This is a genomic window from Streptomyces sp. NPDC058371 (assembly GCF_042723265.1).
Taxonomy (GTDB): domain Bacteria; phylum Actinomycetota; class Actinomycetes; order Streptomycetales; family Streptomycetaceae; genus Streptomyces.
Map to the genome: position 1 here is coordinate 800,670 of NZ_JBHXJC010000002.1, position 24,644 is coordinate 825,313.

General features: G+C 70.7%; 23 protein-coding genes and 1 pseudogene. 9 read left to right on the plus strand and 15 right to left on the minus strand.

Annotated elements, in window-relative coordinates; genetic code table 11:
• Window positions 1-275: 275 nt before the first annotated feature.
• Both tuf and ACFWM2_RS11230 read right to left on the minus strand, forming a co-directional pair.
• Window positions 276-1,448: an elongation factor Tu gene (gene tuf / locus ACFWM2_RS11225; RefSeq protein ID WP_383276261.1), complete on the minus strand. Its 1,173-nt coding sequence runs from the start codon at window positions 1,446-1,448 to the stop codon at window positions 276-278.
• 339 nt (window positions 1,449-1,787) lie between these two features.
• Window positions 1,788-2,522, minus strand: coding sequence for a DNA alkylation repair protein (locus ACFWM2_RS11230; RefSeq protein ID WP_383276264.1), 735 nt, complete (start codon window positions 2,520-2,522; stop codon window positions 1,788-1,790).
• Window positions 2,523-2,571: 49 nt separating this feature from the next.
• On the opposite strand from ACFWM2_RS11230, the gene ACFWM2_RS11235 reads away from it, so the two are divergent.
• A complete protein-coding gene (locus tag ACFWM2_RS11235; RefSeq protein ID WP_383276267.1) occupies window positions 2,572-3,450 on the plus strand; it encodes a TVP38/TMEM64 family protein in 879 nt (292 codons plus the stop codon).
• Between the two features lie 201 nt (window positions 3,451-3,651).
• On the opposite strand, the gene ACFWM2_RS11240 is transcribed toward ACFWM2_RS11235, so the two are convergent.
• A complete protein-coding gene (locus tag ACFWM2_RS11240) occupies window positions 3,652-4,821 on the minus strand; it encodes a thiolase family protein (RefSeq protein WP_383276270.1) in 1,170 nt (389 codons plus the stop codon).
• A 179-nt stretch (window positions 4,822-5,000) separates the two neighbouring features.
• Between ACFWM2_RS11240 and ACFWM2_RS11245 the strand changes: the two genes are divergently transcribed.
• The gene (locus ACFWM2_RS11245) at window positions 5,001-5,462 is read left to right on the plus strand and encodes a winged helix-turn-helix transcriptional regulator (protein ID WP_383276273.1); all 462 of its coding nucleotides are present in this window, start codon (window positions 5,001-5,003) and stop codon (window positions 5,460-5,462) included.
• A gap of 13 nt (window positions 5,463-5,475) precedes the next feature.
• Here the strand turns inward: ACFWM2_RS11245 and ACFWM2_RS11250 are convergent, their stop codons facing one another.
• Genes ACFWM2_RS11250 through ACFWM2_RS11260 form a run of 3 tightly spaced genes read right to left on the minus strand, consistent with a single transcriptional unit; the run spans window position 5,476 to window position 8,410 of the window.
• A complete protein-coding gene (locus ACFWM2_RS11250) occupies window positions 5,476-6,222 on the minus strand; it encodes a cupin domain-containing protein (protein WP_383276276.1) in 747 nt (248 codons plus the stop codon).
• A complete protein-coding gene (locus ACFWM2_RS11255; RefSeq protein ID WP_383276279.1) occupies window positions 6,216-7,157 on the minus strand; it encodes a PmoA family protein in 942 nt (313 codons plus the stop codon). Before ACFWM2_RS11255 ends, ACFWM2_RS11250 begins: the two co-directional genes overlap by 7 nt.
• Window positions 7,154-8,410, minus strand: a complete 1,257-nt coding sequence (locus ACFWM2_RS11260) for a Gfo/Idh/MocA family protein (RefSeq protein ID WP_383276282.1) — start codon at window positions 8,408-8,410, stop codon at window positions 7,154-7,156. The genes ACFWM2_RS11255 and ACFWM2_RS11260 overlap by 4 nt, the downstream gene beginning before the upstream one ends.
• 593 nt (window positions 8,411-9,003) lie before the next feature.
• Here ACFWM2_RS11260 and ACFWM2_RS11265 point away from each other — a divergent pair.
• Both ACFWM2_RS11265 and ACFWM2_RS11270 read left to right on the plus strand, forming a co-directional pair.
• Window positions 9,004-9,879 carry an undecaprenyl-diphosphate phosphatase gene (locus tag ACFWM2_RS11265; RefSeq protein ID WP_383276285.1) on the plus strand — a complete coding sequence of 292 codons (876 nt, stop codon included), beginning with the start codon at window positions 9,004-9,006 and terminating at the stop codon, window positions 9,877-9,879.
• Window positions 9,880-10,130: 251 nt separating this feature from the next.
• Window positions 10,131-10,310: a hypothetical protein gene (locus ACFWM2_RS11270; RefSeq protein WP_383276288.1), complete on the plus strand. Its 180-nt coding sequence runs from the start codon at window positions 10,131-10,133 to the stop codon at window positions 10,308-10,310.
• A 190-nt stretch (window positions 10,311-10,500) separates the two neighbouring features.
• On the opposite strand, the gene ACFWM2_RS11275 is transcribed toward ACFWM2_RS11270, so the two are convergent.
• Window positions 10,501-11,241: an SDR family NAD(P)-dependent oxidoreductase gene (locus tag ACFWM2_RS11275; RefSeq protein ID WP_383276291.1), complete on the minus strand. Its 741-nt coding sequence runs from the start codon at window positions 11,239-11,241 to the stop codon at window positions 10,501-10,503.
• A gap of 127 nt (window positions 11,242-11,368) precedes the next feature.
• Complete coding sequence (locus tag ACFWM2_RS11280) at window positions 11,369-11,776, minus strand: hypothetical protein (protein ID WP_383276294.1); 408 nt, start codon at window positions 11,774-11,776, stop codon at window positions 11,369-11,371.
• On the opposite strand from ACFWM2_RS11280, the gene ACFWM2_RS11285 reads away from it, so the two are divergent.
• Window positions 11,759-13,501: a restriction endonuclease gene (locus ACFWM2_RS11285; protein WP_383276297.1), complete on the plus strand. Its 1,743-nt coding sequence runs from the start codon at window positions 11,759-11,761 to the stop codon at window positions 13,499-13,501. The genes ACFWM2_RS11280 and ACFWM2_RS11285 overlap by 18 nt on opposite strands.
• A gap of 108 nt (window positions 13,502-13,609) precedes the next feature.
• Here ACFWM2_RS11285 and ACFWM2_RS11290 read toward each other — a convergent pair whose 3' ends face one another.
• Entirely contained in the window at window positions 13,610-14,725 is a 1,116-nt protein-coding gene (locus ACFWM2_RS11290; RefSeq protein ID WP_383276300.1) for an AI-2E family transporter, read from the minus strand.
• 111 nt (window positions 14,726-14,836) lie between these two features.
• Here ACFWM2_RS11290 and ACFWM2_RS11295 point away from each other — a divergent pair, with 111 nt between their 5' ends.
• Together ACFWM2_RS11295 and lnt are read left to right on the plus strand one after the other, a co-directional pair.
• Complete coding sequence (locus ACFWM2_RS11295) at window positions 14,837-15,313, plus strand: nuclear transport factor 2 family protein (protein ID WP_383276303.1); 477 nt, start codon at window positions 14,837-14,839, stop codon at window positions 15,311-15,313.
• Window positions 15,314-15,390: 77 nt separating this feature from the next.
• Window positions 15,391-16,965, plus strand: a complete 1,575-nt coding sequence (gene lnt / locus ACFWM2_RS11300) for an apolipoprotein N-acyltransferase (protein WP_383276306.1) — start codon at window positions 15,391-15,393, stop codon at window positions 16,963-16,965.
• Here the strand turns inward: lnt and ACFWM2_RS11305 are convergent.
• On the minus strand, window positions 16,889-17,794 hold the full coding sequence (locus ACFWM2_RS11305) for a Gfo/Idh/MocA family protein (protein WP_383276309.1): 906 nt from the start codon (window positions 17,792-17,794) through the stop codon (window positions 16,889-16,891). The two genes, lnt and ACFWM2_RS11305, sit on opposite strands and share 77 nt — an antisense overlap.
• A gap of 263 nt (window positions 17,795-18,057) precedes the next feature.
• Here ACFWM2_RS11305 and ACFWM2_RS11310 point away from each other — a divergent pair, with 263 nt between their 5' ends.
• Both ACFWM2_RS11310 and ACFWM2_RS11315 read left to right on the plus strand, forming a co-directional pair.
• Entirely contained in the window at window positions 18,058-18,570 is a 513-nt protein-coding gene (locus ACFWM2_RS11310; protein WP_383276312.1) for a DinB family protein, read from the plus strand.
• A 104-nt stretch (window positions 18,571-18,674) separates the two neighbouring features.
• Window positions 18,675-19,133: a hypothetical protein gene (locus tag ACFWM2_RS11315; RefSeq protein ID WP_383276315.1), complete on the plus strand. Its 459-nt coding sequence runs from the start codon at window positions 18,675-18,677 to the stop codon at window positions 19,131-19,133.
• Window positions 19,134-19,425: 292 nt separating this feature from the next.
• Here ACFWM2_RS11315 and ACFWM2_RS11320 read toward each other — a convergent pair.
• From ACFWM2_RS11320 to fabG, 5 genes and pseudogenes are all read right to left on the minus strand, one after another.
• Window positions 19,426-19,926 (minus strand): annotated as a pseudogene (locus tag ACFWM2_RS11320) (hypothetical protein); the annotation flags it as partial.
• A gap of 309 nt (window positions 19,927-20,235) precedes the next feature.
• A complete protein-coding gene (ung, locus tag ACFWM2_RS11325) occupies window positions 20,236-20,919 on the minus strand; it encodes a uracil-DNA glycosylase (RefSeq protein ID WP_383276318.1) in 684 nt (227 codons plus the stop codon).
• Between the two features lie 154 nt (window positions 20,920-21,073).
• Entirely contained in the window at window positions 21,074-22,654 is a 1,581-nt protein-coding gene (locus ACFWM2_RS11330; RefSeq protein WP_383276321.1) for an ABC transporter substrate-binding protein, read from the minus strand.
• A gap of 270 nt (window positions 22,655-22,924) precedes the next feature.
• On the minus strand, window positions 22,925-23,686 hold the full coding sequence (locus ACFWM2_RS11335; protein WP_383276325.1) for an SDR family oxidoreductase: 762 nt from the start codon (window positions 23,684-23,686) through the stop codon (window positions 22,925-22,927).
• Between the two features lie 17 nt (window positions 23,687-23,703).
• On the minus strand, window positions 23,704-24,465 hold the full coding sequence (gene fabG, locus ACFWM2_RS11340; RefSeq protein ID WP_383276328.1) for a 3-oxoacyl-ACP reductase FabG: 762 nt from the start codon (window positions 24,463-24,465) through the stop codon (window positions 23,704-23,706).
• Between the last annotated feature and the right edge of the window lie 179 nt (window positions 24,466-24,644).

The window sequence follows — 24,644 nt, forward strand, 5'->3', positions numbered from 1 at the left end:
TCGGCCCAGGTCGGCCCAGGTCGGGCCAGGTCGGCCCAGGTCGGGCCACGTACAGGACTCGGCGGCCCCCGGCAGGCCCGGGTCAGGCCACGTACCGGCCTCGAACCGGCGCGCCGGGCCGAAGGCCGAAAGACCCTACCGTGCCGTGCCGTGCCGTGCCTGCCACGGTCGTCCCGTCCCCGCATGCCGGCGTGCGTGTTGGTTCTCGCGTACGCCGGCATGCGTACGTGCGGGTGCCCGTCCGTCTCCGGTACGGGCACCCGCACAGACCGCGGTCAGCCGACCGAGGTCACCGTCCCCGCGCCGACTGTCCGGCCGCCCTCGCGGATCGCGAAGCCGAGACCGGGCTCGAGCGGGACCTCGCGGCCGAGCTCCACCGCCATCGTGACGGTGTCTCCCGGCCGCGCCACCGCCGTCTCCCCGAGGTCGACGTCACCGACCACGTCCGCGGTGCGGATGTAGAACTGCGGCCGGTAGCCGGTGGAGACGGGCGTCGTACGGCCGCCCTCGCGCGTCGACAGGACGTACACCTGCGCCGAGAACCGGCGAGCGGGTACGACGCTGCCGGGCGCGGCGACGATGTGCCCGCGCCGTACGGCGTCGCGCGGCACCCCGCGCAACAGCAGCGCGACGCTGTCCCCGGCCTGCGCCTCCGCCATCGGCTTGCCGAAGGTCTCCAGACCGGTGACGACCGACTCCACGGCGGCGCCGAGCACCTCGACGCGGTCGCCGACCCGGATCGTGCCGCGCTCCACGGCACCGGTCACGACCGTGCCGCGGCCGGTGATGGTGAGCACGTTCTCGACGGGCAGCAGGAACGGCGCGTCGAGATAGCGCTCGGGCATCGGCACATACGTGTCCACCGCGTCGAGCAGCGCGTCGATCGCCGCCGTCCAACGCGGGTCCCCCTCAAGGGCTTTGAGACCCGACACCCTGACGACCGGTACGGCGTCGCCGCCGTAGCCGTGCGCGGAGAGCAGCTCGCGGACCTCCAGCTCGACGAGGTCGGTGAGCTCGCCGTCGTCGACGGCGTCGGCCTTGTTCAGCGCGACGACGATGTGGTCGACGCCCACCTGCCGGGCGAGCAGCACGTGCTCGGCGGTCTGCGGCATGATCCCGTCGAGCGCGGACACGACGAGGATCGCCCCGTCGAGCTGGGCCGCGCCGGTGACCATGTTCTTGACGTAGTCGGCGTGGCCCGGCATGTCCACGTGCGCGTAGTGCCGGGTGTCGGTCTCGTACTCGACGTGCGCGATGTTGATGGTGATACCGCGCGCGGCCTCCTCCGGGGCCCGGTCGATCCGGTCGAACGGAACGAACGTGCCGGAGCCGCGCTCGGCGAGGACCTTGGTGATGGCGGCGGTCAGGGTGGTCTTGCCGTGGTCGACGTGACCCATCGTGCCGATGTTCAGGTGCGGCTTGGTCCGCACGTAAGCCGTCTTGGGCATGGCTGTACCTCGAAGCGTCTTCAGATCGGATGAACTGAGTGAAGGTCCCGGCGCGTACCGGCCGGGACGGGGACCCCGAGGACTTTCCGACCCTCCCCCTGCGGGGTCCGCCGGACGATCCGGGAAGGGTCAGCTTCGGGCGCCGTCGACGGCTGCCACGATGATCTGGACGGCAGCCTTCGGCGCATCCGCGACTGCGGATGCTGCGAGGAGGAAGGCGTACCGGAACATGAGGCGATCATCGCCCACGGGTATGCCCACGTCGAATGGTTTTCCGCGTCCGACGGCCGGCCGTCAGGACCGCTGTTCCGGGTGTTGCCGACGGCGCCTGAGGGTGCCTCAGGGGCCGATGTTCTTGAGCGCCTCGCGCACCGACAGCGGCGCGAGGCGGTCCCGCTCCCGGGTGACGAAGTCCCGTACGGCGTCCGGATCCGTCTTGGCGTACTCGCGCAGACACCAGCCGATGGCTTTGCGGACGAAGAAGTCGCCGTGGCCGGACTGGCGCACGCAGTAGGCGAAGAGCCGTTCCGCGTCGGTGGCGTCCTTGTACCGGAGCTGGTGGAGCAGGGCCGTACGGGCCACCCACAGGTCGTCGTCCCCGATCCATGTGTCCATGGCGGCCTTCAGCTCCGGATCGGCGGCGACCAGGCCGCCCACCACGTGGGCGGCGAACACGTCCACGGTGTCCCACCAGGGGATCGTGGTGACGAGGTGGCGGGCGACCGGCAGGAAGCCGGACGACAGCCGCCCTACGTGCCGGCGCAGGTAGTCGACGGCGAAGTAGTGGTACTCGCGTTCCGGCAGCCGCCAGCAGCGCAGTGCGACTGCGGTGCAGTCGGCCTCGTCGGGGCGGCCGGTACCGAGCAGGACGGTCCGCGACAGGGTGCGGCGGTCGGGAGTGGTCAGACCGAGAAAGGGCGCGATGTCCTTCATGTACGCGCGCATCGACGCGGCCCTTCCCGGGTCGGCCGCCGCGGCGTACGTGGCGGTGAGCCGTTCCAGCAACGTGTCCGCAAGCGCGCTGTCCGGCAGGTCGACCGGAGCACCCGCCGTTCCGGAAGCTGTGACGCCCATGAGACGAACCATACGGCGATCACACACGTCGGTCGGTTAGTGTCACCGGATGCTCGATGCCACCACCCGCTCTGGGGGCACCGCCACGGCCACTCCCCCGGCCACCGCCATGGAGCTCGCCTCCACCGCGGATCTCGTCGGCACGACGAATCTCGTGGATGCGAGAGAACTCGTGCGTATGACGGCACCTGTCGGTGCGACATCACGTGTCGGCGCACCGGCTCTCGTCCTCGCCCGCTCCGCCTCGCCCAGAGGTTTCGCCGGTCACTGCACCAGAGTGCTGCTCTCCCCGTGGTCGCGGCTGTCCCTGCTGGTGGCGCTGCTCGCGGCCGGAGCGGCCACCGTGCTGCTGTTCGAGCCGCAGCGGCTGCTGGCCGACGGCTGGCCGCCACAGCTCGGGGGTGCCGCGGCGGCCGGGCTGTTCGCGGTGGCCTACGGGCTCTGCACGGTCGCGTTCGTGCCGCGTCCGCTGCTCAATCTCGCCGCGGGAGCCCTGTTCGGCTCGCAGCTGGGCGTGGGTGCGGCGCTCGCGGGCACGGTGCTCGGTGCGGGTGTGGCCTTCGGTCTCGGCCGGATCCTCGGGCAGGACGCCTTGCGTCCGCTGCTGCGCGCCCGCTGGCTCAGGGCGGCGGACGGACAGCTCAGCCGGCACGGCTTCCGCTCGATGATGGTGGCCCGGTTGTTCCCGGGAGTGCCGTTCTGGGCCGCGAACTACTGTGCCGCGGTCTCCCGTATGGGCTGGCTGCCGTTCCTCCTCGCGACGGCCCTCGGCTCGATCCCGAACACCGCCGCGTACGTCGTCGCCGGCGCCCGTGCCTCGTCCCCGACCTCGCCCGCGTTCCTGATCGCGATGGGTTTCATCGCGGTGCCGGCGCTGGTCGGGACCGTCGTGGCCTGGCGCAAGCGCCATCATCTGCGCGGTCACTGAGCGACGGGCCGTACGCCGCTCAGGGAGCCGTGCAGCTGCTTCGGCCCCTTCGAGGCCCGCTGGACGCGGAACGGCCGGCACCGTTTCTCGACCCGGCCGGCCATCGGGACCCCTCGTCCGGCGGCGCCCATCCGAGGCCCCGCCGGACGCGGACTGCCCGGCGCCGCTTCCTGCTGCGAACAGCCCTCGGGACCTGACGAGTTACACAGCCTCCAGCACCATCGCGTTGGCGAGTCCGCCCGCCTCGCACATCGTCTGCAGCGCGTAGCGGGACCCACGGGCCCGCATCGCGTGGACGAGGGTGGTGGTCAGCCGGGTGCCGCTCGCGCCCAGCGGGTGGCCGACGGCGATGGCGCCACCGTGCACGTTCACCCGGTCGAGGTCGGCGCCCGTCTCCTGCTGCCAGGCGAGGACGACCGCCGCGAAGGCCTCGTTGACCTCGAAGAGGTCGATGTCGGCAAGGCTCAGCCCCGCTTTGCGCAGCACCTTCTCCGTGGCAGGGATGACGCCCGTCAGCATCAGCAGCGGGTCGGATCCGGTGACGGCGAAGCTGTGCAGCCGGGCGATCGGACGCAGGCCCAGGCGGGCCGCGGTCTCACTGGACGTGATCAGCACGGCCGAAGCGCCGTCGTTGATCGGACTCGCGTTGCCTGCGGTGACGTTCCACTCGATCCCCGGGAAGCGCTCGGCGAACGCCGGATCGTAGTAGGCGGGCTTGAGGCCGCCGAGTATCTCGATGGTGCTGGACGGCCGCACGCACTCGTCCCGTGTCACGCCCTCCAGGGGAGCCACTTCGGCGTCGAACAGGCCGCCGTCCCAGGCCGCAGCCGCCTTCTGGTGGGAGGTGACCGCGAAGGCGTCCATCTGCTCGCGCGAGACCGACCACTTCGCGGCGATGAGCTCCGCGCTGATGCCCTGCGGCACCAGGCCCTCCCGATAGCGCTCGGCGACCCCAGGTCCGAAGGGGTCCTTGCCCGCCGGCACGTTCGACCACATCGGTACGCGGCTCATCGACTCCACCCCACAGGCGACGACGATGTCGTAGGCGCCGGACATCACGCCCTGCGCCGCGAAGTGCACGGCCTGCTGGGAGGAGCCGCACTGGCGGTCCACGGTGGTCGCGGGCACCGTCTCGGGAAAGCCGGCCGACAGGACGGCGTACCGGGTGGTGTTCATGGCCTGCTCGCCGACCTGGTCGACGGTGCCGCCGATGACGTCGTCGATCAGCGCCGGGTCGACACCCGAGCGCTCGACGAGGGTGCGCAGGGTGTGCGCGAGGAGCTCCACGGGATGGACATGGGCGAGGGAGCCGTTCGGCTTGCCCTTGCCGACGGGGGTGCGTACGGCTTCGACGATCACGGCGTCACGCATGGTGTGCCTCTCGGGTCAGGAACCGGCGAACCAGCGGGTTGGATCTTCAAACTCGGTGCAGCGCCGGAATTCCGGGAGTCCACGCCGATGGATGAGTGGGTTTGGATTCCCAACTCGCTAAGTGACTCAACAGTAGCTCAGTGGGTTGGAACAACCAACCCACCCCCTAGACTGGTTCCATGAAGGACGCACGCCCCTGCTCGATCGCCGACACGCTCGCTCTCGTCGGCGAGAAGTACTCACTGCTCGTGCTGCGTGAGGTGTCCCTGGGCGCCACACGCTTCGACCAGCTGGCCCGGAACATCGGCGCCCCGCGTGACGTACTGACCGCTCGCCTGAAGCGGCTGGTCGACGTCGGCGTACTGGAGAAGGTCGAGTACAGCGAGCGCCCCAAGCGCTACGAGTACCGGCCCACCCCGGCCGGTCTGGAACTGGAGTCGGTGCTGCTCACGCTCATGGCGTGGGGCGACCGTCATCTCCAGGAGGGCGGCTTCCGCCCCATGGTGCTGGAGCACACCTGCGGCAACGAACTCGTTCCCCAGGTCGTGTGCCGGGAGTGCGGTGAAGAGGTCCGGCACGACGATCTGACGTCGCACCCGCAGGCGCCCGGCTGGACGGTGACGGGACCCGCGGCCGCGTAGGACCGGCGCTCGGTCAGAGGCGAGCCCCCGTGGCGTGCCCAAGCGTCCCCTGATAGACGTCCAGCCGCCCGCACATCCCGAACCGGCCGTGCGCGGAAGGCTGTTCGGCCCGTACGACGGCGTCCGCGAGGTGGGCCGTGTCGCCGCCGTCCAAGAGGCCGAGCCGTCTTCCGGTGTCCGCGGCGGCGGCCTCGGCACCGCGCCGCCAGCGTTCACGCCACTCGGCGAGCCGGGGTCGTACCAGCGCGGCGGCGGCCCGGTGGAACGCGGCGAGCGGCTCGGGCCCGTCCGCGTCCCGCAGCGCCCGGTAGCCGGTGACCGCCAGGTCGCGCCGGGCCCGGGCCGCCCGCTCCTGCTCCGCCTCGGACGCGTGGGCCGGGACGGCGGTCGCGGCGGCATAGGTCTCCGGGTCCGTGAGGTACCGCGGAGGCAGCGTGAGGACCGCGTCGCCGGCCTCCGGGAGCCCGTTGTTCTGCATGAGGACGGTGATGCGCAGACCGCCCTCGTTGACGAGCCGGTGGATCGTCCCCGGCGTGAACCAGGCGACGGTGCCGAGTGCCAGCGGCGTGACCTCGTACCCGGACGTCGTCAGCGTCTGCACCGCGCCACACCCGCCGGTCACCACGTACGCCTCCGAACAGGTCAGGTGCATATGGGGAGTTCCGCCGCACACCCCGTCCGCGGCGGGCCAGTCGTAGACGGAGAGGTGCGAGACGGCGACCGCGCCCGGCAGGCCGGTGAAGTCCGCCGAGATCACCACGGGTGCTCCTCCAGGTACTTGGCGATCTCCGCGCGCTCCCAGGCGCCGTCGACGACGACGATCCGGTAGCGGCGGGTCAGCGCGTCGCCCGGCGCCAGCTCCAGCTCGTCGAAGAAGGCCCAGGAGGGGGCGACCGCGGCGAACGGCTCGTTGCGCACGAACCAGTGAGCCGGGTGGGCGCCCGCCCGTCCGGCGTGGTCGTTCTCGGGCGCGTGCGCGAAGACCAGCGTCGCGTGTCCGTCGGTGCCGTCGTGCTCCCCGGTGTAGGCGAGCCAGGGCGCCTGCCGCCCCATCAGTGCGGGACCTTCGGCGTCGGGCCCGATGATCCGGCCGTCCCGGAAGGCACGCGGGCCGCGCCAGAACAGGCCCGTGTAGCCGGCCAGGTCCCGCCCGGCGGTCGTCGGACTGCCGAAACGCAGGGGCGCGTCACGCCGGTTGGTGACGGAGGTGGTCCAGGTCAGCGCCCACGAACCCCACTCGGGGTCCACATCGTGCACCTCGATGCGGCGCTCCTCCTCGGCCCATGTCTCGCCCGTGTGCGGATGCCAGGTGAGCCGCTCCCCGATCACGGCGCGCACGCCGTCCGAGTCCACCTCGTCGAACGCCAGGTGCGCCATCTTCCCGACCCGCTCAGGGAGTTCGAGATACCCCTTTCCGTGAACGTATGTGTTGCCGCCCCACAGGTTCTGGCCCGACAGATGCGAGGCCGTCATCTGAAGGCCCTTGTGCCAGCGGTGGTCGTGGGGCCGGTAGCCGGTGACGTCGTCGCCCGCCAAGGTCCTGAGGGGATGCAGATACGGCTTCGGCGCCTCCCAGGCCGACTCCGGCCGGTAGACGTAGCTCAACAGCTCGACGCCCGTGCGGGATTCGGTGACGGTGATGCGCTCGCCGGGTGTGTGGGCGATCCGCAGACCGTCCCCGGCGGACGCGGTCACGCCGGGACCTGCCCGCTTCGCTCGGACACCCCGGCCTCGCGCGCGTCGGCCACTGGCGCGCCACCCGCGGCGGGCGCCCGGGAGTCGTCGGGAGGTGCCCAGCCGGGCGCGCCTCCGTGCAGAGCCGTGTAGTACGGGTCCCCCGGACCGATCTCCCCGGACCGCACGGTCGTGTCCGTGAACGCCGACTTGTACAGGGCGGTGACCAGCTCCAGGCTGGTGCGCCCGTCGGCGCCGCTGCTGCGCGGCCGTTCGCCCGCACGCATGCTCGCGACCAGCTCCCGCAACTGCGCCAGGTGCGAACTCGGCACGTCGGGACCGAAGTTCCGCCAGGCGGTCAGCTCGGCGGCGGGCACTCCGGGCGCGGGGGTGATGTGCCAGTCTCCGTTGCCGTGCCCGTAGAGATGGGTGAGTTCGACGGTGGCCCGCTCGCAGTCGATGCGGATGCGGCTCACCTCGTCGGGACTCAGGACGCTGTTCACGACGGTCGCGAGCGCGCCGTTCCCGAAGCGGACGAGAGCCGTCGAGACGTCCTCGGTCTCCACGTCGTGGACCAGCCGCCCGGCCATGGCACGCACCTCGCTCCAGGGGCCCAGCAGATCGAGCAGCAGGTCCGTCTGGTGAATGCCGTGCCCCATGGCGGGCCCACCGCCCTCGGTCCCCCAACGTCCCCGCCAGGGCACGGCGTAGTAGGCGGCATCGCGGTACCAGGTCGTCTGGCAGTGCGCCACGAGCGGACGGCCCAACGCCCCCTGTGCGATGAGCCCGCGGACGTGCCGTGCGCCCGAGCCGAAGCGATGCTGGAAGACGATGGACGCGTACGGCCCCGCGTCCGCGCCCTCCGCCGCCCGCACAGCGTCGTAGTCGGCGAGCGTCGGGACCGGCGGCTTCTCGCACCAGACCCAGGCGCCGGCCCGCAGCGCCGTGACCGACTGCTCGCGGTGGAGGGCCGGCGGCGTGCAGATGGCGACCAGATCCGGACGCTGTTCCCGGAGCATCCGGTCCAAGTCGGTGTACGCGTACGGGACACCACCGTCCGCACAGAACGCCCGCACCGCGGCGGCATCGACATCGACCGCGGCGACGATCTCGGTCTCGCCCTCCTCGGCGAGTTCGGCGAGGGCGGGCAGATGGCTGCCCCGGGCGATGGCACCGGTACCGATGACGGCCGCCTTGATGCGGCGGCCCCGGAACGCGGCCGCGCCGGCAGTCGAAGAGGTCTCGCAGGTCGGGGCGTTGCGGGGCGTGGACATGTGCGTGATCAGCGCTCCATCGGACGTGATGTCGTACGCGGGCACGGTGCTGTGAGGTCGCGGGCCGCGGAACGCCCAGGTGTCCGGGCGATACACCGAGGCGGGACGCGACGGAGGGGCGGGACGCGGGCGGCGGGGCGAGACGCGGGCGGCGGGGCGAGAGGTGGAGCAAGCGCTTTCCCTGCGCGAAAACGTAGGCCGCGGTCCGGCGGCGGGTCAACACCGCCGACACCGATGGGCGGCCGCGCGGAACGAATGGACTGCCACGGACGCCCTCCGACGCGCCGCCCGTCTTCACGGCCTCGGAACCGCGTCCACCACGGACGCTCGCGGGAATCGCTCCCTACCCGATACGACGCGGACGCGCGCGGGAATCGTTCCCGACCCACACGACACGACCCGACACGACGCGGACGTTCGCGGGAATCGTTCCCGAAGCGGACGCCCACGCCCCGTTTACGCTGCGAAACCCCTGTGATCGGCGCTCCCGCGCGGGACGCTACGCTGCCCCTCAACGCCCGTGATCACCGCGCCGGGACGGCCCGGCGCCCCCATCACCCCTTCCGCCATCAGCACTTGGACCACGTAAAGCCATGTCTTGGTTTGAATCCCTCATCCTCGGACTCGTCCAGGGGCTGACCGAGTTCCTCCCCGTCTCGTCCAGCGCGCACCTGCGGCTCACGGCCGCGTTCGCGGGCTGGCACGACCCGGGAGCGGCCTTCACGGCGATCACCCAGATCGGCACCGAGGCGGCGGTGCTGATCTACTTCCGCAAGGACATCGCGCGGATCATCGCGGCGTGGTTCCGCTCGCTCACGAACAAGGCGATGCGACGCGACCACGACGCGCAGATGGGCTGGCTGGTGATCGTCGGCTCGATCCCGATCGGTGTGCTCGGGGTGACGCTCAAGGACCAGATCGAAGGGCCGTTCCGTGATCTGCGGCTGACCGCGACGATGCTGATCGTGATGGGTGTCGTGCTCGGCATCGCCGACCGGCTGGCGGCGCGCGACGAGACGGGCGGCCGGCACCGGGCGACCAAGCAGCGCAAGACCCTCCAGGAACTGAGCATCAAGGACGGGCTGATCTACGGCGTCTGCCAGGCGATGGCACTCGTCCCCGGCGTCTCCCGGTCCGGCGCCACCATCAGCGGCGGCCTGATCATGGGGTACACCCGTGAGGCCGCGGCCCGTTACTCGTTCCTCCTCGCGGTACCCGCCGTGCTCGCCTCCGGCGCGTTCGAGCTCAAGGACGCGAGCGAGGGGGGTCATGTCTCCTGGGGCCCGACGATCTTCGCGACGGTCATCGCTTTTCTGGTGGGCTATGTCGTGATCGCCTGGTTCATGAAGTTCATCAGCTCGAAGTCGTTCATGCCCTTCGTCTGGTACCGGATCGCGTTGGGCATCGTCATCCTCGCGCTGGTGGCGACAGGCGGGCTGAGCCCGCACGCGGCGGAGTCCTCGGGCTGACGGCCCATCAGCACTAGTACCCAGCGCATTCGCCACCACGGGAACGTCGTGGCGTCTCAGCCGCTCGACGGCGACCTGGTCCGCGGTTGAAGTCACCGTCGGCCTGATCCCACCCCTCGGCCGAACGCCCTTGGTCCGGGCGCCTGTTGAACAATCGACACGTTCCCCCAAGAGTCACCGTGACCAACCACATACGACGTGCGTAGCCGTCCGGTAGCGCAGTGTCAGTCCTTGCCCCTAGGCTTGTGCGCATGGCCCCCGATTCCATGTTCCCTGGTTCCGTGCGATCTGCGGCTGCGCTGAACGAGCAGATTCGCGCTCTGTGGATACGTGCCGGCGGTTCCCTGTCGGCCCAGGAGCGGGCCGAGTACGAGCTGTTGGTCGTGGAGTGGGCCGCGGCGATCCGATGCGAGGTCATCGAGGCGGCATGAGCGCGTGGCCATCACGCTGCCCTCACCCGCAGGACCTCGCGCGGCTCCTTTGACGAGCCCGCGGACATCGGGCCGTCCGCACAAGCCGGGCCCCACGCCGATCCTTTGACAAGCCCGCGGACATCCCGACGTCCGCACAAGCCGGGCCCCACACGGCTCCCATGACGAGCGCGCGGACATCGCGCCGTCCTCAGCGGCCCCCCGCCACCCGAAGGACGGCCCCCGTCGTGTACGAGGATTCCGGCGACATCAACCAAGCGATGGCGGCGGCGATTTCGTCCGCCCGCCCGGGGCGGCGCAACGGAATCGCGGAGGCGGCCCGCTCGGCACGGCCCGGGTCGCCCATCGCCGCATGCATGTCCGTGTCGATCATGCCCGGGGCGACCGCGTTGACGCGGATGCCGTCCGGGCCGAGTTCCTTGGCGAGCCCCAGAGTCAGCGCGTCGACGGCTGCCTTCGTCGCCGCGTAGTGGACGAACTCGCCGGGGCTGCCCAGCGTGGCCGACGCGGAGGACACGTTGACGATGACGCCGCTCCCCCACGCCGCCATGACCTTGGCCGCGCGCCGCGAACACAGCAGGGTCCCCAGGAGGTTGACCTCGACCACCCGCCGCAGGTCGGCCGGTTCCGCGTCCGCGAGCCGGCCCAGCGGCCCGGTCACACCGGCGTTGTTCACGAGCCCTGTCACGGGCCCGAGTCTGTCCACCGCCACGTCGAACAGCCGGTCCACGTCCGCCTCCTCGGAGGTGTCCACCCGCACGGTGACGCAGCGCGCCCCCGCCGACCGCACTGCGGTCGCGGTCCACTCGGCGGCCGCGCCGTCACTCACGTACCCGATGGCCACGTCGTGTCCGTCCGCGGCGAGCCGCGCACAGGTAGCGGCCCCGATCCCTCGGCTGCCACCCGTGACCACCGTGACTTGACGTGCCATGTGCGCCTCCCCGTAATGCCCTGCACCCGAAGCCGACTCAAGCCGGTCCAAGCCGATGGATCCGTACCGACGGATCAGTCGATCACGTGGATATGCGCGACGCCAATTGCTGGATAGAGTCAGCTGGTCACAACTGGTTGTGGGGACAACCAACGTGCCTTTCGGCTGTGAACGTCCTGGGGAGGGCTTGCAGCACATGAGTCGTCGCTCTACTGGTTCCGTCGGCGTGTGGGCCGAGGTGCAACGGCAGCAGCAGCGCCAGCGGGAAGCCGAAGCCGGACAGCGGAGACAGGAAGCGCAGCAGGCGCGGGCCTACCAGCGGCGAGCTGCCCAGAGTCATCGCGAGTACCGGCAGGCAGAAGCGCTGCGTCGTACCGAGGAACTGGACGCGCAGGTCGCGTCGTTGCAGGGCCTGCTTGCCGCGGGTTGCCGAACGCCCGGGTTCAGGGCGTCCTCCCTCCTGCGACGCGAGGAGGTCCAGCCCTTCGCTCCCGGGACGTTGGCGCAGCCCGTGCCCATGCCGGATCTCCAGCACTACCAGGCGCAGAGCGGCTGGACCGCGAGTCGCCGCGCCCAGGCACAGGCCGAGGCACGGTCACGCTACGACCGGGACTGGCAGGCTGCCCAGGCCGCCGAGGCCCACAGACAGCGACAGTTGGCGTCGTACCAGCGGGAGTACCAGCAGTGGGCCGATACCCAGCTGGCCGAGGTACGCGCGCACAACGCCGGCGTCTCCGCGGTGCTCGACGGCGTGCGGCGCCGGGATCCCGATTCCGTGGTCGAGTACTTCTCCGCCGCGCTCTACGCCTCGGCCATGTGGCCCGAGGCTTTCCCGCGTCAGGTGGCGGCGGCCTACGACCCGGCGGCCCGGCAGCTGGTCCTCGACTGGGAGTTGCCCGCCTACGGCATCGTTCCGGAGGTCAAGTCCGTCCGGTACGTGTCCGGGGTGGATCAGGACAAGGAGACCCCTCGTCCGGTGGGCCGGCGCCGTGCCCTGTACCGGGAGGCTCTCGCGCAGTGCGTACTGCTGGTGCTGCACGAGCTCTTCGCCGCGGACGAGTTGGGCGCGCTCGAGTCCGTGGCCCTGAACGGGTTCGTCGACGGACATGACCCCACGACCGGTCGGCCCGGCCAGATCTTTCTCGCCACCGTGATGGCCCCGAGCTCCTCGTTCCGTGAGCTGCACCTCGCCCAGGTGGACGCGGAGAGCTGCCTGGCCGACGCACTGCGAGGGCAGCTCTCGGCGCGGCCCGACCAGCTCACGCCGGTACGGCCCGGCCGGCGGCCGCAGGACATAGGAAACCGCGTGGTCGCCCACGGCAGCGACGAGGAACCGGACCTGTACACCATGGATCCGCTCGCCTTCGAGAGCCTCGTCGCGGAGCTCTTCCGGGCCATGGGAATGCAGGCGGTGACGACCCAGCGCTCGAACGACGGCGGGGTGGACGTCGATGCGCTCGACCCGACGCCGATCCGAGGCGGCAAGATCGTCGTACAGGTCAAGCGCTACCGCAACACGGTCTCCCCCACCGCCGTGCGCGACCTGTACGGAACGGTGCAGGACGCAGGCGCCAACAAGGGTGTCCTCGTGACGACTTCCGGCTTCGGCCCCGGCTCGCACACCTTCGCCAACGGCAAGCCGCTGGAGCTCATCTCCGGCGCCGAGCTCGTCGATCTGCTGCACCGTCACGGGCTGCGCGGGCGACTGGGCGAGGGTGGCCGTGGGACCACCGGACGGCCGACACCGCCGGGCCCGGACGCCACCCGACTGCCCGACGACTACAACGTCCTGGGCATGTCGTGGACCGGAGGCGTCGCCCTGGACGTCTGCGCGCTCGTCTGCCGCGGCAACCGCGTCCTCACCGACGACCACTTCGTCTTCTTCAACAACCCGCAGACGCCGGATGGTTCCGTGCGTGCCCTGCCCGCATCACCGCCCGACAAGGCCGCGATCTGCGTCTCCTTCGACGGACTGCCGGAGGAGGCCGACCGCTTCGTCCTCGTGGCCGCCGTCGACCCGGAGGTCAACCCGGACGCCGATCTCTCCGGTTTCACGGATGCCTGCATCCGGCTGCTGGATCCCGGGATGACCGAGGTGGGGCGGCTCGAGGTGTCCGACGGCCGGCGGGGCGAGACCGCTCTGGTACTCGGTTCCTTCCGCCGAAGGCCCAACGGGGACTGGGACTTCGTCCTCGGCGGCAAGGGATACCCGGGTGGCCTGGAAGAACTCGTACAGGAGTACGGCATCGACGTGGAGTAGCTCGCCGGTGCCGAACCGGAGAACCGGATTCCGCGAACCGGCGATCCCGCGAACCGGCGTTCGGGCGAACCGGCGATCCGCCCATCGCAGACCGCCGGAGCGAACCGCCTAGGACGGAACGGCCGCCCCCGCGTTCGGCCCCTCGTTCTCCGACTCCTCCGACGGATCGCTGAGTTGCTCGCGCACGTAGTTCCAGACCACCGCGATGAGCGCGGCGACCGGTACGGCGAGCAGGCTGCCGACGATGCCGGCCAGGTTGCCGCCCAGTGTCACCGCGAGCAGGATCACGGCCGCGTGGAGGCCGAGGCCGCGGCTCTGGATGATGGGCTGGAACACGTTGCCCTCGAGCTGCTGCACCACGACGATGATCGCCAGCACGATCAGCGCGTCGGTCAGGCCGTTCGACACCAACGCGATGAGCACCGCGACGAAACCGGCGAACAGCGCACCCACGATCGGCACGAACGCGGACACGAAGGTCAGCACCGCCAGCGGCAGCACCAGAGGGATGCCCAGGACCCACAGGCCGATGCCGATGAACACGGCGTCGAGCAGGCCGACGAGGGCTTGGGACCGTACGAACGAGCCCAGGGTGTCCCAGCCGCGCTCGGCCACGGTCGGGATGTCGGTGGCGAGCCGGCCGGGCAACTGGCGGGTGAGCCACGGCAGGAAACGCGGTCCGTCCTTGAGGAAGAAGAACATCAGGAAGACCGCGAGGATGGCGGTGACCAGACCGTTGACCACGGTGCTCACCCCGGTGGCAACCGCGGTGACCATGCTCCCGACGCTGTCCTGGATGCGCGCGACCGCGGCGTCGACGGCACTGGTGATCTGGTCGTCGCCGATGTTCAGCGGCGGCCCCGCGGCCCACTCGCGCACCTTCTGGATGCCGTCGACCACACCGTCGGTCAGATCGCCGGACTGGGAGGCCACGGGCACCGCGATCAGCGCCACGATGCCCATGACGACCAGGAGGAACAGCACGGTCACCACGGACGCGGCCAGGGCGGGCCGCCAACCGCGCCGCCGCAGAAGGCGAGCCAGGGGCCAGGTCAGCGTGGTCAGGAACAGGCCGACCACGAGCGGCCAGACCACGGACCACATCCGGCCCAGGATCCAGAGGGCCACCGCGAGCAGCACGAACACCAGCAGCAGATCGACGGAAACGCGCGCCGATCTGTGGAGCGCGGCGCGGGTTTTCGTGGAGCTCAAGGTGGCAGGCATGGGGGTCACCCTATTGGTACGCAAGTCACACTTCGCGGGCAGTGCACCGCCCGGCGAATATCCACTGCACGCCCCCTTGGCTGCGCACCTCCCGTGGCCAACACTGAGCCGATGACGCAGCGTGTGGAGCTCGCGGCCGTGATGGACCGGCTTGCCGTGGACGAACTGATCACCGAGTACGCCGTGGCGGTGGACGACGGCGACTGGGAGGCGTACCGAAAGCTGTTCACACCGGACGGGCGCGCCGACTACCGGTCGGCCGGCGGAATCGAGGGGGACGCGGCGGAGATCACCGGATGGCTCACCCAGAGCCTGCGGCTCTTCGCGATGCGCCAGCATCTGATCGTCAACCGGCAGGTCCGGTTCGGCCTCCTGGAGCAGGACACGGGCGACACGGCCCGGGTCCGGGCGGATTACATCAATCCGATGCGGTTCGCGGGCCTGGACGGCGAATCGACCGCACCGGACTTCGTGTGCGGCGGCCGGTACGCCTTCGATCTGTTCCGTACGGCCGACGGCTGGCGGTTGCGCGAGGTGGTCGTCCAGGAGAAGTGGCGCAACACCGTGGAGCAGCCCGTCGCCACCTGAGCGGAGGTGCTCTGTCTGAGATCGATTCGGGCGGGCACACTGGTGAAGGGCATGCCACCAGGGGAGGGGGACGCCGTATGAGGCTGACCGGCGACTGGCTCGAATCGCGCTGGTGGCGGGGTGCCGCGGCGTTCCTGGCCGGGGCGCTCCCCATGTTCGCGTTCCCGGCACCGTCCCTGTGGTGGTTCGCGTACGTCGCCCTGGTGCCGTGGATCGTACTGATCCGCTCGGCGCCGACCGGCCGGCGAGCGGCGTACGACGGCTGGCTGGGCGGGCTCGGCTACATGCTGGCCGTGCACCACTGGCTGCTGCCGAGTCTGCATGTGTTCACCGTCGTCATCGCGGCCCTGCTCGGTGCCCTGTGGGCTCCCTGGGGCCTGCTCGTCCGCCGGTTCCTGTCGGGTGTGCCCTCGCCCGGCCGGGTCGCGGCCGCGCTTGTCGTGCTGCCGTCGGGCTGGCTGGCTGTCGAACTCGTCCGCTCCTGGGAGGGGCTCGGCGGTCCCTGGGGGCTGCTCGGGTCGAGCCAGTGGCAGGTGGAGCCCGCGCTGCGGCTCGCCTCGGTGGGCGGGGTGTGGCTGCTCAGCTTCCTGGTCGTGACGGTCAACGTCGTGGTGGCCGTGCTGGTCTCGGTACGTGAGTCGCGCGTCCCGGCGGTGGCCGGACTGGTCGCCACGGCCGCCGCGACCTCGGCGGCCTGGGTGTGGTCGCCGCGCCCGGACACGGACGGCGGGGCCCGGATCGCCATCGTCCAGCCGGGTGTCGTCGACGGCGTCGACAGCGGCGAGAAGCGCTTCGCCCGCGAGGAGGCGCTGACCCGTCAACTGGCCGGCCAGCACCTGGACTTGATCGTCTGGGGCGAGAGCAGTGTCGGCTTCGACCTGGCCGACCGCCCCGACCTGGCGGACCGGATAGCCGCGCTGTCGCGTCTCACCGACGCCGACATCATGGTGAACGTGGACGCCCGTCGCTCCGACCGCCCCGGCATCTACAAGAGTTCCGTGCTCGTCGGCCCCCAGGGCCCCACGGGTGACCGCTACGACAAGATGCGCCTCGTGCCGTTCGGCGAGTACATACCGGCGCGTTCCCTGCTCGGCTGGGCCACCTCCGTCGGCAAGGCGGCCGGCGAGGACCGCCGGCGCGGCAGCGAGCAGGTGGTGATGAACGTCGGCCACGGGCTGCGCGTCGGACCGATGGTCTGCTTCGAGTCGGCGTTTCCCGACATGGGCCGCCATCTCGCCGAGGACGGCGCCGAGGTGCTCCTCGCCCAGTCGTCGACATCGTCGTTCCAGTCCAGCTGGGCACCCGAACAGCATGCCTCGCTGGCCGCGTTGCGTGCCGCCGAGACCGGCCGCCCCATGGTGCACGCCACTCTGACCGGCGTCTCCGCGGTCTACGGTCCCAGCGGGCAACGGATCGGTTCATGGCTCGGCACCGACGCGAGCAGTTCGCAGGTCTACGAGGTGCCCCTGGCCCGCGGCACCACTCCGTACGTCCGCCTCGGCGACTGGCCGGTGCACGCGGCCCTGCTGGTACTTGCCGCGCTCGGCGCCACCGAGTGCCTGCGGTCGCTGCGGCTCAGGCGGCCCGTTCCTCCACCGCGCGTACCACCCGCTCGCACAGCTCATGAGTCGCCAGCGCGTCCCGGGCGCTGAGCACCTTCCCTGCGCGTACGGCGTCGAGGAAGGCGAACACCACCTGTTCGATACCGCGCTGCCGGGCCACCGGCACCCAGTCCCCGCGCCGGCGCACGGTCGGCTGTCCCTTGTGATCGATCACGTCGGCGAGATTGAGCACCTGCCGCTTGGTGTCCTGGCCGGACACCTCGAGGATCTCCTCCGTGGAACCGCTGAGCCGGTTCATCACACCGAGTGCCGTGAAACCGTCACCGCCGAGCTGAAGCACGACATGGTGCAGCAGACCGTCCTCCACGCGGGCCCGCACGGTGACGTCGTCGACCGGTCCCGGCACCAGGAACCGCAGGGTGTCGACGACATGGATGAAGTCGTCGAGAACCATGGTGCGCGGCGCCTCGGGCAGTCCGACCCGGTTCTTCTGCATCAGGACCAGCTCGCGCGGGTGGTCGAGACACTGCGCGTATCCGGGTGCGTAGCGCCGGTTGAAGCCCACCGCGAGGCTCACGTTCCGCTCCTCGGCCAGCCGCACCAGCCGTTCGGAGTCGGCCAGTTCGTACGCGAGCGGCTTGTCGACGTACGTCGGTACGCCCGCCTCCAGCAGCCGCGTCACGATCTCGGGGTGGGCGACGGTGGCCGCGTGCACGAACGCCGCGTCGAGGTCCTGGGCCAGCAGCTCCGCGAGGTCGGTGTGCCGCTGTGCCGCCGGAAGATGCAGGCTGTCCCCGACCTCGGCGAGCGCCGCGGGCGTCCTCGTCTGCAGATGCAGTTCGATGTCCGGCTGGGTGGACAGCACCGGCAGATACGCCTTGCGCGCGATGTCGCCGAGTCCGATACAGCCGACCTTCACAAGGATCTCCTCAGGGAGTACGTGCCCGTTCAGGAAGCATGTTCTGTGCTGCCACCCTGGTCAGCAGCATACGACTGCCACGGCAGCCGCCGGCCGGCGATCCCGTCGACGCCACCCAGGAGAAGCGCGGATGCGGTCCGGGACGGCGCGGCCGTTCCGCCGTTCCGCACGGCTGTGCCGGTCAGCTGCTCATGAGTGCGACGCGGCCGCGCCCGGCCGGGGAATTCGGCGCTCCGGCCACATGACCCGCGAAGATGCAGGGCATGACGATCAAGCGCGACTCGCCCGCCACCAATGCCGACGAGCGGACCATGTTGGAGGGCTGGCTCTCCTATCACCGGCAGACCCTCGCGATGAAGTGCGAGGGGCTGACCGACGCCCAGCTCAGGACCGCGTCCGTCGAACCGTCCGGGCTCTCCCTGCTCGGTCTCGTCCGGCATATGGCAGAGGTGGAGCGCAGCTGGTTCGGCAAGGTTCTGACGGGCGACGACCCGGGGCCGATCTACTACAGCGAGGCGGACCCGGACGGCGAGTTCCACCTCACCGAGGCGGACACGTGGGACGGGGCCAACGCCGTGTGGCAGGCCGAGATCGAGGTCGCCCGGCGCAACGCTGCTCGGTTCGCCGTGGACGACATCTCCCTGGGCAAGAGCAGGTTCACCGACGACCCCATCAGCCTGCGCTGGATCTACCTCCACATGATCGAGGAGTACGCCCGCCACAACGGTCACGCCGACCTGCTCCGCGAGCGCATCGACGGCGCGACCGGCGAGTAGGGCGCCGAGCGAGGGCCCGCATGAGGTGGAGCCGGATCACCCATGTGGGGCATCCTCCGCCTGTCCGCTCCCCAAAGCGGGCCGGAACCAGCAGAGTTGCCCGGGTGCATCGATCGACGACCACCGCAACGCTCCTGGTCACCGTGGCCTTTTCGGCCCTGTCCGGCTGTGTGAGCGTCCAGCATCCGCCTCTCACCGGGCCGACGCCCACGCCGTCCCAGCCGTCGGCACCGCGCCCGGACGGCAAGGCCGAGCCGCACGTCGTACAGGCCCCGGCGCGCGAGGCGCTGGAGCTCATCGGCCCGCCCCGTCATGCGACGCCGAGCGCGCCCACTGCGCATCGGACCGCCCCTGCGGCTCCCGTGCCGGCGCCCGCGCGTCCGCGCCCGCGCCACGAGAACCCGCCTCCGAAGCCGCACCGGCCCGAGCCACGCGTCGCCGTCCCGTCCGTGCCGCGAGACCTCGGGAAGAACGCGGACGTGTGCGCGCTCGGCAGGAAGTACGGCGGCTGGAAACCGGACAGCCCGGAGGCGGTCATCTGCAAGGGTGCGTACGGGCGTTGATGCCCGGCCCGCCGGGATTTCCTCGGCCCTTCCGCCGCTAGGGCCGCTGTCGCGGCGGCCCCAGCGTCTCCCCTCCGGTCCCTCTGGCTCCTCCTGGACCACCGGGCCCAATAGGGCCGCCGGGAGCACCGGGAGCACCGGATCCACTCTGCCCCGCGGAACCACCCGGACCTCCAGACCCCCCGGTGAAGCCGGAACTCCCGGTGGAGCCGGAACCCCCGGTAGAGCCGGAACCCCCGGTAGAGCCGGAACCCCGAGCGGGCCCAGCCCCACTGGCCCCACCCCCACCGGTGCCACCCGGCCCGCTCCCCGGGCCCCCGTCCTCCCGCAACCGCAGTTCCAGGCGGCCGATCGCCGCCCTCACCCCGTCCCCGTAGCGGTCGTCGCCGAGGGCGCCGGCCGCGCCACGGGCCCGGCGCAGATGGCCGCGGGCGGCCTCGGCGCGGCCGAGCTTCACATAGTCCGCGGCCAGATTCAGATGCAGCGAGGGGTAGAGCGCCCGCACCGCGAGCGACTGGTCGTGCTCGGCGATGCGCCCGTCCGTGAGCGCCTCGGCCGCCGACAACGCCCGCAGATCCCAGACCAGTTCGTCCGCGGGGTCGTCCTGCGCGTCCGCCATGTAGTGCGCCAGTGTGCAGCGGTGCAACGGGTCGCCGTCCTCGCCGATCTCCGCCCACAGACCCAGGAAACGGCCCCGGGCCTCCTCACGGTCACCGGCGTGCTGCAGCATGACGATCTGCCCGATCCGGGTCATCATGGCGTCCGGCGCCGCCTGCTCCTGCTGCTCCGCCACCGCGTCCTCCACGCTCGTCGCCTGTCGCCCACGACGCTAGGGCCTGACCGGCGGATCGTGCGGTAGGCCGCGGGGTGTGGCACGCCCATCTGCGGCGCTGTCGTCGGTCGCCATGACTCCCTCCGCCGTCTGGCGGCTGCACGCACCGCACCCCGCTAAGCCCCGTTTCCCGCCACCGCCGGGACGGAACCGCAAGATCCGCCGGACCGGCCCTGGCCGCAGGCGCCGACAATCGCGGTCAGGCGCCTCCGTGCACCACTGGGCCAGGCCGGTGACGAGAGCCGGGCGGGACGGCACCCGCCCCTCCCGTCAGCCCAGGTCCGGGATCCGCCAGTCGACGGGCTCGTGGCCCTGCTGGGCGATCGCCTCGTTGATCTGCGTGAAGGGGCGCGAGCCGAAGAACTTCTTCGCGGACAGCGGCGACGGGTGGGCGCCCTTCACCACGATGTGCCGCTCCTCGTCGATCAGCGGGAGCTTCTTCTGCGCGTAGTTGCCCCAGAGCACGAAGACCGCCGGGTCGGGCCGGTCGGCCACCGCGCGGATCACCGCGTCCGTGAACTTCTCCCAGCCCCTGCCCTTGTGCGAGTTGGCCTCTCCGCCGCGCACGGTCAGCACCGCGTTGAGCAGCAGCACGCCCTGCTCGGCCCACGGCAGCAGAAAGCCGTTGTCCGGGATCGGGGTGCCCAGCTCCTCCTTCATCTCCTTGTAGATGTTGCGCAGGGAGGGCGGGATCTTCACTCCGGGGCGGACGGAGAAGCACAGTCCGTGGCCCTGGCCCTCGCCGTGATACGGGTCCTGGCCGAGGACGAGCACCTTCACCCGCTCGTACGGCGTCGCGGCGAGCGCGGCGAAGACCTCCTCGCGAGGAGGGTGGACGGGACCCTTGGCGCGCTCCTCCTCGACGAACTCGGTGAGTTCCTTGAAGTAGGGCTGCTGCAGCTGCTCGCCCAGGACGTCGCGCCAGGACTCGGGCAGCATGGCAATGTCGGTCACGTCAACTTCCTCCGATGTGCGGTCACTTCCAGGCCTCAGAACCTACAGGCGACCACTGACAACCGGACCCGCACGCCGACCCGGCACCCGGCGGCCACCACCGGACTCACCGCAGCTCAGCACACCTCACGCCGCAGGCCGCAGGTGCCCGGCGCTACCAGCTCGTCTTCCGGTGCAGCTCCCACATCATCATGATCGTCGAGGGGTCCAGCGCCAGTTCGCCGCCCGCGATCTCCTCGCTCGCGGCCACGTACTGCTTGCCCTGCCAGAGCGGCAGCAGGCGCGCGTCGTCCACGAGGATCTGCTGCGCCTCCTCGAACTCCTTGACCACGGCCCCGCGATCGCTCTCCCGACGGGACTCGGGCAGCAGCACTCCGGTGATCTCGGGTGCCGGATACGGCGTACCGAGCGCGTTCTGCTCACCCACGAACGGCGCGATGAAGTTCTCCGCGTCCGGGAAGTCGGGGAACCAGCCCCGCCCGAACACCGGGTACTCGCCCTTGCGGTAGCCCGCCTCGTACGTCTTCCAGGGGCGGCCCTTGACGGTGACGTCGAAGAGGCCGGACGCGTTGAGCTGGTCCTTGAGCTCCCGGAACTCCGGGGCGGTCTCGGAGCCGTAGCGGTCGGTCGTGTACCAGAGCGTGAGCGGGACGCGCCCCGTGATGCCGTCGCCCTCGAGGATCTTGCGGGCCTTGGACGCGCTGGGGTCCCCGTAGTCGTCGAAGAAGCCCGTGGTGTGCCCGACCAGTCCCTTGGGGACCATGGAGTACAGCGGGTCGACGGTGTCCTTGTAGACCTTGTGCGCGATGGCCGGTCGGTCGACGATCTGCGCGATCGCCTTGCGCACCGCCGGCTTCTTGGCCCACGGATCCTTCGGGTTGAACACCAGGTAGCTGATCTCGGTGCCGGCGCCCTCGACGAGCTGGAGGCCCTCCTCGTCCTGGTGCCCCTGCAGAGAGACGATGTCCGGGGAGGCGAGACCGCGGAACGTGACGTCGATCTTCTTGTCCCTGAGCGCGTCGACCATCTGGGACGAGTCCTGGAAGTAGCGGATGGTGACCGCGTCGTTCTTGCGCTCGGCGAAGCCGTCGTAGTGGTCGTTCCTGACGAGTTCGGCCTTCTTGCCTTCCTCGTAGGAGTGCAGGCTGTAGGGCCCGGACCCGAAGACCTTGCCGTCCTTGCGCAGCGAACGGGCCGGGTAGTCGTCCGGGTCGACGATCGACATGGCGGGCGTGGCCAGGACGAACGGGAAGGTCGCGTCCGGCTTGTTGAGATGGAAGACGATCTCGCGGTCGCCCAAGGCCTGGACGCGGTCCAGACTGCCCAGCAGTCCCGCGGGACCGCCGGACACGTTGATCTGCTTGATCCGGTCGATCGAGTATTTGACCGCGCGGGCGTCGAGGGTGTCGCCGTCGGAGAACTTCATGTCCGGCCGCAGCACACAGCGGTACGTGCGGTTCGTGGAGTCGGTGAACCGGCAGTTCTCAGCGGCGTCGGGCTGCGGCGCGGTCGCCCCGGAGGGATAGCTCAGCAGGGTCTGGTAAATGTTGCGGAACAGCTCCCAGGAGCCGTCCCAGGACGCGGCAGGATCCAGCGTGCTGGGTGCACTGGTGGTGCCCACGACGATCGGCCCTTTGTCGTCGGACGAGCCCGTGGAGAGAACACCGCACCCGGCCACCAGGGATATGGACGTGAGCGCCGCCAGCCGGCGCAGACATCGGTTCCGGTTGAACACGCGCACGCTCCTCGATCTGCCGTACCAAAGGTCGGCAGACGATACCGCAGTGTCCCGCCGCTGGAACGGTGTTCCGGCAGGGCACTTGATCAGCGCGTATGTGACTACGTTGTCATTTCTCTGTGCTCCCGTCGCGGGTGGACACAGGGGGCATTTCTGTCCACCGAAGGCCGACGCGGGCGCCGATTTTGTCGGCCTCCACGACGCCACGGCGGTACGCCGGCGCGGGCACCGTTCTTCGCCGTACGGGCACCCGCGCCGACGCCTGCGTCAGCTGACTCCGGCGTTCAGGAAGATGCCGCCGTCCACCACGAGCGTCTGCCCGGTGACCCAGTCCGACTGCTCGGAGGTGAGGAAGGCTGCGGCACCCCCGATGTCGGAGGGCACGCCGAGCCGGCCGAGCGGGTAGGCCGCAGCCGCCTCCGCCTCCCGGCCCTCGTACAGGGCCTGCGCGAACTTGGTCTTGATGACGGCGGGCGCGATCGCGTTGACCCGGACCTTCGGCGCGAACTCGTGCGCCAGCTGCACGGTCAGGTTGATCATCGCGGCCTTGCTGATGCCGTACGCGCCGATGAACGGCGAGGGCGCGAGGCCCGCGACGGACGCGATGTTGACGATCGCACCGCCGTTCTCGCTCTGCCAGGCCTTCCAGGTCTGCTGGGCGAAGCCGAGGGCCGAGACGACGTTGGTCTCGAAGACCTTGCGGGCCACATTGAGGTCGAGCTCGGCGATCGGGCCGAACACCGGGTTCGTACCGGCGTTGTTGACCAGGTAGTCGACGCGGCCGAAGGCCTCCATCGTGCGCTCGACGGCGACGGCCTGGTGCGCCTCGTCGTGCGCCTTGCCGGCCACGCCGAGGGCGCGGTCGGCGCCGAGCGCCTCGACGGCCTCCTTGAGGGCGTCCTCGTTGCGGCCGGTGATGCACACGCGGTCACCACGGGCGATCAGTGCCTCGGCGACGCCGTATCCGATGCCGCGGCTGCCGCCCGTGATGAGGGCGACCTTGCCGGAGAGTTCGGGAAGTGCGGTCATGTCGGTGTCCCCCGGGTTCAGTTGAGCGGTCCGCCGGCGACGTACATCACCTGGCCGGAGACGAATCCGGCCTCCTCGCCCGTGAAGAAGGCGATCGCGTTGGCGATGTCGTCCGGCTTTCCGACGCGCTGCACGGGGATCTGGGTGGCGGCCGCGGCCTGGAACTCCTCGAAGCCCATGCCGACCCGGGCGGCGGTGGCCGCGGTCATGTCGGTGACGATGAAGCCGGGCGCCACGGCGTTGGCGGTGACGCCGAACTTGCCGAGCTCGATGGCGAGGGTCTTGGTGAAGCCCTGCAGACCCGCCTTGGCCGCGGAGTAGTTGGCCTGGCCGCGGTTGCCGAGGGCGGAGGACGAGGACAGGTTGACGATCCGGCCGAACTTCGCGTCGACCATGTGCTTCTGACAGGCCTTGGACATCAGGAACGCGCCGCGCAGATGTACGTTCATGACCGTGTCCCAGTCGGTCGCGCTCATCTTGAACAGCAGGTTGTCGCGGAGCACGCCCGCGTTGTTCACCAGGATCGTCGGCCCACCGAGCTCCTCGGCGATGCGCGCGATCGCGGCCTCGACCTGGGCCTCGTCGGAGACGTCGCAGCCCACCGCGATGGCCTTGCCACCGGCGGCGGTGATCTTCTCCACGGTGTCCTTGCAGGCGGCCTCGTCAAGATCGATCACGGCGACGGCGCGGCCCTCTGCGGCCAGTCGTACGGCGGTCGCGGCGCCGATGCCGCGCGCGGCACCGGTGACCACGGCTACGCGCTGCTCAGTGGTGGACATTGCTGGTTCTCCTCGCCCTTGGAAAAGCCTGTCGGAAGCCTGTCTCGGCGCCCTCGGCCCCTCGCGGAAGCCTCGGGATCCTGAAAAGCCTGCGGCTCACACGGTACGCCCGTCCAGTGAGCGACCGCTTAGTACCCTCAGCAGACGTGACGCTAGAAGCCCTGGCACTCGGTGTCAAC

What these genes read in the sequence shown, in the direction of transcription:
- tuf (WP_383276261.1), bottom strand. Translation starts at nt 1,448, where the DNA reads ATGCCCAAGACGGCTTACGTGCGGACCAAGCCGCACCTGAACATCGGC.
- ACFWM2_RS11230 (WP_383276264.1), bottom strand. Translation starts at nt 2,522, where the DNA reads ATGGGCGTCACAGCTTCCGGAACGGCGGGTGCTCCGGTCGACCTGCCG.
- ACFWM2_RS11235 (WP_383276267.1), top strand. Translation starts at nt 2,572, where the DNA reads ATGCTCGATGCCACCACCCGCTCTGGGGGCACCGCCACGGCCACTCCC.
- ACFWM2_RS11240 (WP_383276270.1), bottom strand. Translation starts at nt 4,821, where the DNA reads ATGCGTGACGCCGTGATCGTCGAAGCCGTACGCACCCCCGTCGGCAAG.
- ACFWM2_RS11245 (WP_383276273.1), top strand. Translation starts at nt 5,001, where the DNA reads ATGAAGGACGCACGCCCCTGCTCGATCGCCGACACGCTCGCTCTCGTC.
- ACFWM2_RS11260 (WP_383276282.1), bottom strand. Translation starts at nt 8,410, where the DNA reads ATGTCCACGCCCCGCAACGCCCCGACCTGCGAGACCTCTTCGACTGCC.
- ACFWM2_RS11265 (WP_383276285.1), top strand. Translation starts at nt 9,004, where the DNA reads ATGTCTTGGTTTGAATCCCTCATCCTCGGACTCGTCCAGGGGCTGACC.
- ACFWM2_RS11270 (WP_383276288.1), top strand. Translation starts at nt 10,131, where the DNA reads ATGGCCCCCGATTCCATGTTCCCTGGTTCCGTGCGATCTGCGGCTGCG.
- ACFWM2_RS11275 (WP_383276291.1), bottom strand. Translation starts at nt 11,241, where the DNA reads ATGGCACGTCAAGTCACGGTGGTCACGGGTGGCAGCCGAGGGATCGGG.
- ACFWM2_RS11285 (WP_383276297.1), top strand. Translation starts at nt 11,759, where the DNA reads ATGCCGGATCTCCAGCACTACCAGGCGCAGAGCGGCTGGACCGCGAGT.
- ACFWM2_RS11290 (WP_383276300.1), bottom strand. Translation starts at nt 14,725, where the DNA reads ATGCCTGCCACCTTGAGCTCCACGAAAACCCGCGCCGCGCTCCACAGA.
- ACFWM2_RS11295 (WP_383276303.1), top strand. Translation starts at nt 14,837, where the DNA reads ATGACGCAGCGTGTGGAGCTCGCGGCCGTGATGGACCGGCTTGCCGTG.
- lnt (WP_383276306.1), top strand. Translation starts at nt 15,391, where the DNA reads ATGAGGCTGACCGGCGACTGGCTCGAATCGCGCTGGTGGCGGGGTGCC.
- ACFWM2_RS11310 (WP_383276312.1), top strand. Translation starts at nt 18,058, where the DNA reads ATGACGATCAAGCGCGACTCGCCCGCCACCAATGCCGACGAGCGGACC.
- ACFWM2_RS11335 (WP_383276325.1), bottom strand. Translation starts at nt 23,686, where the DNA reads ATGACCGCACTTCCCGAACTCTCCGGCAAGGTCGCCCTCATCACGGGC.
- fabG (WP_383276328.1), bottom strand. Translation starts at nt 24,465, where the DNA reads ATGTCCACCACTGAGCAGCGCGTAGCCGTGGTCACCGGTGCCGCGCGC.